This is a genomic window from Streptomyces sp. NPDC101166 (genome assembly GCF_044768125.1).
Taxonomy (GTDB): Bacteria; Actinomycetota; Actinomycetes; order Streptomycetales; family Streptomycetaceae; genus Streptomyces.
In genome coordinates this window covers 49,853-60,447 of the sequence record NZ_JBIWPF010000006.1, presented here as the reverse complement: position 1 = coordinate 60,447, position 10,595 = coordinate 49,853, and the positions used below count along the sequence as shown (strand labels likewise).

9 protein-coding genes are annotated in these 10,595 nt (G+C 72.3%); 2 read left to right on the top strand and 7 right to left on the bottom strand.

The window, feature by feature from the left end:
- Nucleotides 1-248: 248 nt before the first annotated feature.
- Nucleotides 249-623 carry an NTP pyrophosphohydrolase gene (locus ACIRS4_RS13140; protein ID WP_404194177.1) on the bottom strand — a complete coding sequence of 125 codons (375 nt, stop codon included), beginning with the start codon at nucleotides 621-623 and terminating at the stop codon, nucleotides 249-251.
- A 59-nt stretch (nucleotides 624-682) separates the two neighbouring features.
- On the opposite strand from ACIRS4_RS13140, the gene ACIRS4_RS13135 reads away from it, so the two are divergent.
- Nucleotides 683-1,717, top strand: a complete 1,035-nt coding sequence (locus ACIRS4_RS13135; RefSeq protein WP_404194174.1) for a hypothetical protein — start codon at nucleotides 683-685, stop codon at nucleotides 1,715-1,717.
- Nucleotides 1,718-1,801: 84 nt separating this feature from the next.
- On the opposite strand, the gene ACIRS4_RS13130 is transcribed toward ACIRS4_RS13135, so the two are convergent.
- From ACIRS4_RS13130 to ACIRS4_RS13110, 5 genes are all read right to left on the bottom strand, one after another.
- Nucleotides 1,802-3,931, bottom strand: a complete 2,130-nt coding sequence (locus ACIRS4_RS13130) for a 3-hydroxyacyl-CoA dehydrogenase NAD-binding domain-containing protein (RefSeq protein WP_404194172.1) — start codon at nucleotides 3,929-3,931, stop codon at nucleotides 1,802-1,804.
- Nucleotides 3,928-5,145: a thiolase family protein gene (locus ACIRS4_RS13125; RefSeq protein ID WP_404194170.1), complete on the bottom strand. Its 1,218-nt coding sequence runs from the start codon at nucleotides 5,143-5,145 to the stop codon at nucleotides 3,928-3,930. The genes ACIRS4_RS13130 and ACIRS4_RS13125 overlap by 4 nt, the downstream gene beginning before the upstream one ends.
- A gap of 203 nt (nucleotides 5,146-5,348) precedes the next feature.
- A complete protein-coding gene (locus ACIRS4_RS13120) occupies nucleotides 5,349-6,638 on the bottom strand; it encodes an HRDC domain-containing protein (RefSeq protein WP_404194167.1) in 1,290 nt (429 codons plus the stop codon).
- Nucleotides 6,639-6,830: 192 nt separating this feature from the next.
- Nucleotides 6,831-7,493: a response regulator transcription factor gene (locus ACIRS4_RS13115; RefSeq protein ID WP_003972894.1), complete on the bottom strand. Its 663-nt coding sequence runs from the start codon at nucleotides 7,491-7,493 to the stop codon at nucleotides 6,831-6,833.
- 346 nt (nucleotides 7,494-7,839) lie between these two features.
- Nucleotides 7,840-8,508, bottom strand: a complete 669-nt coding sequence (locus tag ACIRS4_RS13110; protein ID WP_404194165.1) for a DUF3000 domain-containing protein — start codon at nucleotides 8,506-8,508, stop codon at nucleotides 7,840-7,842.
- A gap of 176 nt (nucleotides 8,509-8,684) precedes the next feature.
- Between ACIRS4_RS13110 and hemE the strand changes: the two genes are divergently transcribed.
- On the top strand, nucleotides 8,685-9,752 hold the full coding sequence (gene hemE, locus ACIRS4_RS13105; RefSeq protein WP_404194162.1) for a uroporphyrinogen decarboxylase: 1,068 nt from the start codon (nucleotides 8,685-8,687) through the stop codon (nucleotides 9,750-9,752).
- 10 nt (nucleotides 9,753-9,762) lie between these two features.
- Here hemE and ACIRS4_RS13100 read toward each other — a convergent pair whose 3' ends face one another.
- Entirely contained in the window at nucleotides 9,763-10,575 is an 813-nt protein-coding gene (locus ACIRS4_RS13100; RefSeq protein ID WP_404194160.1) for a rhomboid family intramembrane serine protease, read from the bottom strand.
- Nucleotides 10,576-10,595 lie beyond the last annotated feature (20 nt).

Sequence of the window (10,595 nt, the reverse complement as noted above, 5' to 3'; positions counted from 1 at the left end):
CGCCCTGCGGGGGTCGTCCCTGGGGTGGCTGGAGGCCCGCTGGGCGGGATGCGACCCGGGGCGGCTGGGAGCCCGTTGAGTGGGCTGCGTCCATGGGGGGCGGGAGTCTGCTGGGCGGGAGGTCACTCCGGCGGGCTCGAGGTCCGTTGGGCGGGCTGCGCGCCTCGGGGTCGCTGGATGCTCGCTGGGCGGGAGGTCACTCCGGTGGGGCCGAGGTCCGTTGGGCGGGCTGTGTTGCGTGCGGGGGGTCAGCCGCGGGCTGTGTGCGGGCCCGTCACCTCCGCGCCCAGTTCCTTCACCCGGCGGCGCAGTTCCCGGTCGGCCGTGACCACCAGGCGTCGGCGGTCGCCCGCGTCGGCCACCAGGGCGACGATGTGGTCGTCCCCGCTGCCGGGCGCCGACTCCACCCGTACACCGGGCACCGCCGGCACCCCGCGGGCCGCGCCCTCCACGACGAGGACGATCTCCGCGGGCCCGCAGAGCCCCGGCAGCCCGTCCGCCGCCAGCCGGTCCCGCAGTCGTTCGGCTGCGCCCCGCCGGTCGCGCCACCAGCCGTCGGGCACCGACCCGACCACGTTCGCGGCGTCCACGATCACCAGGAGAGGGGGATTGTCGTCGTCCATGAGCCCAGGGTCGCACGGGCGGCGCACGGCGCCTGATGCCCGCGGCTTACAGTGAACCGATGAACGGCGACTGGCTCATACGCGGCCGTGACGGACGGCTCTGTGTCTACCTCACGTCGGACGACGGCGTCCTGTGCCGGGCCGAGCAGGCCCCGGGCGGCTCTTGGCAGGCACCCCGCAAAGTCGGCGGCGACCAGAAGGTGTACCCGGTCCTCGCCGCCGGCCACGGCGTCGACGGCTACGCCCACCTGGTCTCCTGGCGACCGCTCGGAGAGGGCAACGCGGGCGTGGTGCACTCCACCCACTTCCGTCCGCTGCTCTCCCCGATGGACTGGACCCCCCTCGGCCACCCGGACGGCAAGGGCGACCGTACGGGCCCGCCCGCGGTGGCCGTGGACCACCAGGGGCGGGCGCACGTCTTCGTGCGCGACGGCGACGGCCGGCTGCGCATGATCGCCCAGAAGGAGAAGGGCGGCTGGGGGCCCTGGCGCGAGCTGGAGGAGCGGCCGGAGACGGAGGGGGCCAAGACACTGGGGCCGCCGGTCGCCATGGTGGGGGAGTCGGGGTGCGTGGAGGCGTACACCGTGGTCGACGGCGGAATCCTGCGCCGACGGCAGGACGAGCCGGCCAAGCGGGTGGCGGCCGCCGAGTTCCTCCGCGCGCCGGTCCGGCCCGGCACCCTCCGCGCACTGGCCACCTCCTCCGAGGAGACCACGCTCTTCTACGCCGACGAATCCGGCGACCTGCGCGCCTGGCGTCCGGGCAGCGAGCCGGTCACGGTGGCGCCGGTGGCGGGCCCCGGCCCGGTGGCCGCCGTGCGGTGCGAACTCGACGGCCGGGACGTCGCGTTGCTCGCCCAGCGCTCGACGGACGGCCGTGTCGCCTTCACCTCGTACCGCGCCGGGGAGGAAGCGGCCGGCGGCTGGACCGAGTCCGGGCCGGCACTGCCCGACGACACCGAGGTGGCCCTCGCGAAGGACGACGAGGGCCGGGTGGTCGCGGCGGCCCTGTCCCCGTCGACCGGCCGCCTCCTCGTCTCCCGCCTCCACGCCGGCGAGCTGAGCCCCGCGCCGGCGTCCTGGCAGGAGGTCTGAGGGGACGGACGAGTACGGAAGAGGGCCTCCGCCGAACCGGCGGAGGCCCTCTTCACGGTCGTACTCCCGTGTGCCGTACGGCGCTTACGCCGGGACGGACGCCACGCCCGGAGCCAGGAAACGCTTGCCGTTCACCCGCTCCGACACGCCCTCGCGGTCCAGGTACGGCGTGATGCCGCCCAGGTGGAAGGGCCAGCCCGCGCCGGTGATCAGGCACAGGTCGATGTCCTGGGCCTCGGCGACGACGCCCTCGTCGAGCATGAGCCCGATCTCCTGCGCCACGGCCTCCAGCACGCGGGCGCGCACCTGCTCCTCGGTGAGGACCACGTCGCCCTGCTTCAGCAGCGCGGCGACCTCCGGGTCCAGCTCCGGCTTGCCGCTGTCGTAGACGTAGAAGCCGCGCTTGCCCGCCTCGACGACCGCCTTGAGGTTCGGGGAGACCGTGAAGCGGTCCGGGAACGCGCGGTTGAGCGTCTGGGAGACGTGCAGACCGATCGCCGGGCCGACCAGCTCCAGCAGCACCAGCGGGGACATCGGCAGGCCCAGCGGCTCCACCGCCTTCTCCGCGATGTCGACCGGGGTGCCCTCGTCGATGACGTTCTGCACCTCGCCCATGAAGCGGGTCAGGATGCGGTTCACGACGAACGCCGGGGCGTCCTTCGTCAGCACCGCGGTCTTCTTCAGCTTCTTGGCGACGGCGAACGCCGTGGCCAGGGACGCGTCGTCGGTCTGCTCGCCGCGGACGATCTCCAGCAGCGGCAGGACGGCGACCGGGTTGAAGAAGTGGAAGCCGACGACCCGCTCGGGGTGCTTCAGCTTCGACGCCATCTCGCTGACCGACAGCGAGGAGGTGTTGGTGGCGAAGATCGCGTGCGCCGGGGCGACCGCCTCGACCTCCGCGAACACCTGCTGCTTGACGCCGATCTCCTCGAACACGGCCTCGATCACGAAGTCCGCGTCGGAGAATCCCTCGGCCTTGTCCAGGACGCCGGACACCAGCGCCTTGAGGCGGTTGGCCTTGTCCTGGTTGATACGGCCCTTGCCGAGCAGCTTCTCGATCTCGGCGTGGACGTAGCCCACACCCTTGTCGACGCGCTCCTGGTCGATGTCGGTCAGCACGACCGGCACCTCCAGGCGGCGCAGGAACAGCAGCGCGAGCTGGGAGGCCATGAGGCCCGCGCCCACGACGCCGACCTTGGTGACCGGACGGGCCAGGTTCTTGTCCGGGGCGCCCGCGGGACGCTTGCCGCGCTTCTGCACCAGGTTGAACGCGTAGATGCCGGCGCGCAGTTCACCGCCCATGATCAGGTCGGCGAGCGCCTTGTCCTCGGCGTCGTAGCCCTGCTGGAGGTCGCCGTTCTTGGCGGCGGCGATGATGTCCAGGGCGCGGTAGGCGGCCGGGGCCGCGCCGTGCACCTTGGAGTCCGCGATGAAACGGCCCTTGGCGACGGCCTGGTCCCAGGCCTCGCCGCGGTCGATCACCGGACGGTCGACGACGATCTCGCCCTTGAGGACGGACGCCGTCCACAGCAGCGACTGCTCCAGGAAGTCCGCGCCCTCGAACAGCGCGTCGGCGATGCCCAGTTCGTAGACCTGGGCGCCCTTGAGCTGCTTGTTCTGGTTGAGCGAGTTCTCGATGATCACCGAGACGGCCTTGTCGGCGCCGATCAGGTTCGGCAGCAGCGTGCAGCCGCCCCAGCCGGGGACCAGGCCGAGGAAGACCTCGGGGAGCGAGAAGGCGGGCAGCGCCGCGGACACCGTGCGGTAGGTGCAGTGCAGGCCGACCTCGACGCCGCCGCCCATGGCCGCGCCGTTGTAGTACGCGAAGGTCGGCACACCGAGGCCCGCGAGGCGCTTGAACACCTCGTGGCCGCCCTTGCCGATGGCGAGCGCGTTCTCGTACTCCTTGAGGAGCTCGACGCCCTTCAGGTCCGCGCCGACGGCGAAGATGAACGGCTTGCCCGTGATGCCGACACCGACGATGTCGCCGGCCGCGGCCTCCTTCTCGACCTGGTCGACGGCTGTGTTGAGGTTCGCCAGCGACGCGGGGCCGAAGGTGGTCGGCTTGGTGTGGTCGAAACCGTTGTCCAGCGTGATCAGGGCGAAGCGCCCGGCGCCGAACGGAAGGTCCAGGTGGCGTACGTGCGCCTGGGTGACGACCTCGTCCGGGAACAGCTCGGCCGCACCCTTCAACAGCTCAGCGGTGGTGCTCACTTGTCCCCCTCGAAGTGCGGGTTCTCCCAGATGACCGTCGCGCCCATGCCGAAGCCGACGCACATGGTGGTGAGGCCGTAACGGACCTGCGGCTGCTCCTCGAACTGGCGGGCCAGCTGCGTCATGAGACGGACGCCGGAGGAGGCGAGCGGGTGGCCGAAGGCGATGGCGCCGCCGTACTGGTTGACGCGCTCGTCGTCGTCGGCGATGCCGTAGTGGTCCAGGAAGGCCAGGACCTGGACGGCGAAGGCCTCGTTGATCTCGAACAGGCCGATGTCGGAGATGGACAGGCCCGCCTGGGCCAGCGCCTTCTCCGTGGCCGGGATCGGGCCGTAGCCCATGACCTCGGGCTCGACGCCCACGAAGGAGTAGGACACCAGGCGCATCTTGACCGGCAGGTCGTTGGCGCGGGCGAAGTCCTCGGAGGCGATGAGCGAGGCGGTGGCGCCGTCGTTCAGACCGGCCGCGTTGCCGGCGGTGACCCGGCCGTGGACGCGGAACGGGGTCTTCAGGCCCTGGAGGTTCTCCAGGGTCGTGCCCGGACGCATCGGCTCGTCGGCGGTGACCAGGCCCCAGCCCGTCTCACCGGCGTCGGCGTTGGTGCGGCGCACCGAGATCGGCACCAGGTCGGCCTGGATCTTGCCGTTGGCGTACGCCTTGGCGGCCTTCTCCTGGGAGCGCACGGCGTACTCGTCGGCGCGCTGCTTGGTGATCTGCGGGTAGCGGTCGTGCAGGTTCTCCGCGGTCATGCCCATGAACAGCGCGGACTCGTCGACCAGCTTCTCGCTGACGAAACGCGGGTTGGGGTCGACGCCCTCGCCCATCGGGTGGCGGCCCATGTGCTCGACACCGCCGGCGACGGCGATGTCGTAGGCGCCGAAGGCGACGGAGCCGGCGACCGAGGTGACGGCGGTCAGGGCGCCGGCGCACATGCGGTCGATGGAGTAGCCGGGGACCGACTGGGGGAGACCGGCCAGGATCCCGGCCGTGCGACCGATGGTGAGGCCCTGGTCGCCGATCTGCGTGGTCGCGGCGATGGCGACCTCGTCGATCTTCGCGGGGTCGAGCCCGGGGTTGCGGCGCAGCAGCTCCCGGATCGCCTTCACGACGAGGTCGTCGGCCCGGGTCTCGTGGTAGATGCCCTTCGGGCCCGCCTTGCCGAACGGGGTACGGACGCCGTCGACGAAGACGACGTCCCTGACGGTACGAGGCACGATGGCTCTCCTCCAGGTGCGGGACGCTGAGCGCTTGCTCAGACCATGCTACTTCTGAGTAACGTAGCTGCCCAGTCCTCACGTGGCGAGCGGCGAAGGTCACACCTGACAGGTGCGGCCGTCGCCGATCTTGGCGTGATCTCGACGTCCCTGTTCCTCTGCGAGCGTCCCCACGAGCCCGCCGGCGGGCCGGCGCGAGCTCCCTAGGCCGGCTTGGCGGTCAGGGCGGCGGTCAGGGCCGGTGTCACCTGCTCCACCTGCCACGGACGCGCGCCGAATCCCGTGAGGGCGGCCGCGACCGCGCTCTCGTCGGCCTGCGCGGGCGGCTCCCAGCAGACCCGGCGCACGCTGTCCGGCGCGATCAGGTTCTCCTGGGGCATGTTCAGCTCCTCGGCGAGCGCCGACACCGCGGCCCGCGCGGCGGACAGCCGCGCGGCGGCCGCCGGGTCCTTGTCGGCCCACGCCCGGGGCGGGGGCGGCCCGGCGACCGGCTGCCCCGGCAGCGGCAACTGCGCCTCCGTCAGCGACCTCACCCGGTCGACGGCGGCCTGCCACTGCTCCAGCTGACGCCGGCCCGTCCGGTGCCCGAAGCCGTTCAGCGCCGCGAGCGCCTGCACCGTGGTGGGAAGGGCGAGGGCCGCCTCCACGATGGCCGCGTCCGACAGCACCTTGCCCGGCGAGACGTCCCGCCGCTGCGCGATCCGGTCCCGGGTCTGCCACAGCTCCCGCACCACGCCGAGCTGCCGGCGGCGGCGCACCTTGTGCATGCCGGACGTACGGCGCCAGGGGTCCTTGCGGGGCTCCGGCGGGGGAGCGGAGGCGATCGCGTCGAACTCCTGGCGGGCCCACTCCAGCTTGCCCTGCCGGTCGAGCTCCTTCTCCAGTGCGTCGCGCAGGTCGACGAGCAGCTCGACGTCCAGAGCGGCGTAGCGCAGCCACGGCTCGGGCAGCGGGCGGGTCGACCAGTCGACGGCGGAATGCCCCTTCTCCAGTACGAAGCCGAGGACACCCTCGACCATCGCGCCGAGGCCGACCCGCGGGAACCCGGCCAGCCGTCCGGCCAGCTCGGTGTCGAACAGCCGCGTCGGCACCATGCCTATCTCGCGCAGGCAGGGCAGGTCCTGGGTGGCGGCGTGCAGCACCCACTCGACGCCCGAGAGCGCCTCGCCCAGCGCGGAGAGGTCGGGGCAGGCGACGGGGTCGATCAGCGCGGTGCCGGCGCCCTGGCGGCGCAGCTGCACCAGATAGGCGCGCTGTCCGTAGCGGTAGCCGGAGGCGCGCTCGGCGTCGACGGCGACGGGGCCGGAGCCGGCGGCGAACGCGGCGATCGCCTCGGCGAGCGAGGCTTCGTCGGCGATCACCTCGGGGATGCCCTCGCGCGGTTCGAGGAGAGGTGTCGGCGCCCCGGAAGCAGTCGATCCGCCGTCGTCCGGAGGGGCGCCTCCGGTGGTTCGCAGTGAGCTGGCTGCTGCGGTTTCTTGGGCGTCGGTCACCTGTCAAGGGTATCCGTGTGGGGGCGTCGCCCGCCGAGGGAACGTTCCGTCGGCGGGCTTCGCGGGGTCGTAAACCGGTCAGATCGGGGATCGATCGGGCGGGTCCCGTAAGGGCCGGGACGGCGGCCGGTCGGTTCAGGGCAAGGGTCGCAAGGCGAAGCGGTCAGTGAGTGGTCAGGGCGGGAGCGGGGGTCAGTGGATGATGCCGGTCCGCAGGGCGACCGCGACCATGCCGGCGCGGTCGCCCGTGCCGAGCTTGCGGGCGATGCGGGCCAGGTGGCTCTTGACGGTCAGCGCGGACAGACCCATGGAGACGCCGATGGCCTTGTTGGACTGGCCTTCGGCGACGAGTCTGAGCACCTCAACCTCGCGGCCGGACAGCTCGCGGTAGCCGCCCGGGTGGCTCGGGGCGCCCGGGGGGCGGCGGTGCAGGCGGGCGGCGGCCGCGCCGATGGGGGCGGCGCCGGGCCGGGTGGGGAGCCCGACGTTGGTGCGGGTGCCGGTGACGACGTAGCCCTTGACGCCGCCCGCGAGGGCGTTGCGCACGGCTCCGATGTCGTCGGCGGCGGACAGGGCGAGCCCGTTGGGCCAGCCGGCGGCACGGGTCTCCGACAGCAGGGTCAGGCCGGAGCCGTCGGGAAGGTGGACGTCGGCGACGCAGATGTCGCGGGGGTTGCCGATGCGGGGACGAGCCTCCGCGACGGACGAGGCCTCGATGACATCACGCACACCGAGCGCCCACAGATGGCGGGTGACGGTGGAGCGGACGCGCGGGTCGGCCACGACCACCATGGCGGTGGGCTTGTTCGGGCGGTAGGCGACCAGGCTTGCGGGCTGCTCGAGGAGAACGGACACCAGGCCTCCTGGGTTGCGGGACGGGCCGGCTCGTGGGGAGTGGAGCCGGGGCGAACCGTGCTTTCAAGGTCACAGTCGTCTTCGGCACCCGGCCCGGTGTCCTTTAGGGGATGATCACGATCTAGTGAGTAACAATCTGTGCAATTCGGACACGCGATCGATCATCCGAAGATCGAGTCGGTTTGAGTGCGTGTCGTACGAGATCGAAAGTGGTCGTATCGACAAAGAGATGGTCAATGAGGGCGGCACGGGGTTTCCGGGCAGCACAGGGGTTCCCCGGACTGGGGTACGGAACGCGAGAGCGCGCCGCCACGAGGGCAGCGCGCCTGGGGGTCCCGCCGGTGGGTCAGCGTGCCTGGGGGTCCCGTCGCTGAGGGAGCGTCACCACCGAGGCGTCCCCGGGCCCGGCCGGCGGCAGCCCCGCCACCTGCGCCAGCAGATCGCACCAGGACGCCAGATGCGCCCCCGTGTCCGGCACCCCGCCCAGTCCCTCCCGGGGCGTCCAGGAGGCCCGGATCTCGATCTGCGAGGCCGCCGGACGCTCCGACAGCCCGCCGAAGTAGTGCGAACTGGCGCGCGTCACGGTCCCGCTCGGCTCGCCGTAGGTCAGCCCGCGGGCCTGGAGCGCGCCCGTCAGCCACGACCAGCACACCTCCGGCAGCAGCGGGTCGACGGCCATCTCCTGCTCCAGTTCGGCCCGGATCAGCGTCACCAGCCGGAACGTGCCGCGCCACGCGTCGTGCCCGGCCGGGTCGTGCAGCAGCACCAGCCGGCCGTCCGCCAGGTCCAGATCGCCGTCCACGACGGTCGCCTCCAACGCGTACGCGTGCGGCGCGAGCCGCTGCGGGGCGGGCGTCGGTTCGACCTCGATCTGTGGTCGCAGCCGGGCGGCCCTCAGCGCGTCGACGGCGGCCCGGAAGGGCGGCGGAGCCGAACTGGTCCCATTCCGGTCCTCCTCGTTCCCGTCGTCCATTCCGTCCGTGCCGTCCGACAGTCGTCCCTGAGCCGCAGCCATGCGGGGAAGATTAAAGGGAACGGGGCCGTCGCGCAGGGCAAGACACCCGTGCGCGGGCCGCGGGCGGATGCGCGCTGGGCGAACAAGCGCGCGGGCGGCGGACGGGGCGGGACCGGGGGAGGGGGCCCGCAAGAGGGCGGCCGCACCGGTTCCGGGGCCGTGCGAGACTTGCCGTCGTGAGCGTGAACGAGGGCCCCGCGGGCCGGCAGCCGACAGCGACGTACGACAGCCCCTTCCTGAAGGCGTGCAGGCGGGAACCCGTGCCGCACACGCCCGTGTGGTTCATGCGGCAGGCCGGGCGCTCGCTGCCGGAGTACCGCAAGGTCCGCGAGGGCATCCCGATGCTCGAGTCCTGCATGCGGCCCGAACTGGTCACCGAGATCACCCTCCAGCCGGTGCGCCGGCACAACGTGGACGCGGCGATCTACTTCAGCGACATCGTCGTCCCGCTCAAGGCCATCGGCATCGACCTCGACATCAAGCCCGGCGTCGGCCCGGTCGTCGAACAGCCGGTCCGCACCCGCGCCGACCTCGACCGGCTGCGCGAGCTCACCCCCGAGGACGTCTCCTACGTCACCGAGGCGATCGGCCTGCTCACCCGGGAGCTCGGCGCCACCCCCCTCATCGGCTTCGCCGGCGCGCCCTTCACCCTCGCGAGCTACCTCGTCGAGGGCGGCCCCTCGCGCACCTACGAGAACGCCAAGGCGATGATGTACGGCGACCCCGAGCTCTGGGCCGACCTGCTCGACCGCCTCGCCGGCATCACGGCCACGTTCCTGAAGGTGCAGATCGAGGCGGGCGCCTCCGCCGTCCAGCTGTTCGACTCCTGGGCCGGCGCCCTCGCCCCGTCCGACTACCGCCGCTCGGTGATGCCGGCCTCCGCGAAGGTCTTCGACGCCGTCGCCGGGTACGGCGTACCGCGCATCCACTTCGGCGTCGGCACCGGCGAGCTGCTGACGCTCATGGGCGAGGCCGGCGCGGACGTCGTCGGCGTCGACTGGCGCGTCCCGCTCGACGAGGCGGCCCGGCGCGTCGGCCCCGGCAAGGCGCTGCAGGGCAACCTGGACCCGACCGTCCTCTTCGCCACCCCCGAGGCCGTCGAGACCAAGACCCGCGAGGTCCTCGACTCCGCCGCGGGCCTGGAGGGCCACGTCTTCAACCTCGGCCACGGCGTCATGCCGTCCACCGACCCGGACGCCCTCACCCGCCTCGTGGACTACGTCCACACGCAGACCGCCGGTTAGGGCGACTCGCTCACCACGTCTGCCGGGGCCGGGCCCGCCTGCCGAAGAGCAGGCCGCCCGGCTCCGGCGGCGGGGGCGTGCCCGGCTTGAGGGGCCAGGCGAGCAGCATGCCGGCGAGGAAGCCGACGATGTGCGCCGCGTAGGCCACGGTGCCCGCCTCGGAGACGCCCTCGCCGGAGGAGTACACCGCCTGCAGCACGAACCAGAAGCCGAGCACCAGCCAGGCCGGCAGCCGCAGCGGCAGGAAGACCAGGAACGGCACCAGCACCCACACCCTGGCCTTCGGATACAGCACCAGATAGGCGCCCAGCACTCCCGCGATCGCCCCCGACGCGCCGATCAGCGGATCGGTGGAGTCGGCGTTCAGCAGCGCGAAGCCGTACGACGCCGCGTAACCGCAGGCGACGTAGAACAGCGCGAAGCGGATGTGGCCCATGCGGTCCTCGATGTTGTTGCCGAAGATCAGCAGGAACAGCATGTTGCCCAGCAGATGCAGCCATCCGCCGTGCAGGAACATCGCGGTGAGGACGCTCAGCGCCGGGGACTTGTCGTAGCCGGGCGGGCCCAGCACACAGCCGCCGTCGCGCGCGTCGCCCGTGGGGACGAGCTGCGGCAGCTGATGGTGGATCAACTCGGTCGGCACGGCCGCGTACTGCTCCAGGAACGCGTGCAGGTTGCACGTCTGCACCAGGGTGCTGTCGCCGGCCACGGAGCCCGACAGGCCGGGCATGAAGAAGAACACGAAGACGTTCACGCCGATCAGCGCGTACGTCACCACCGGAGTACGGCGCACGGGGTTCACGTCATGGACGGGGATGACCACAAGGAAGTACTGCCCCCGAT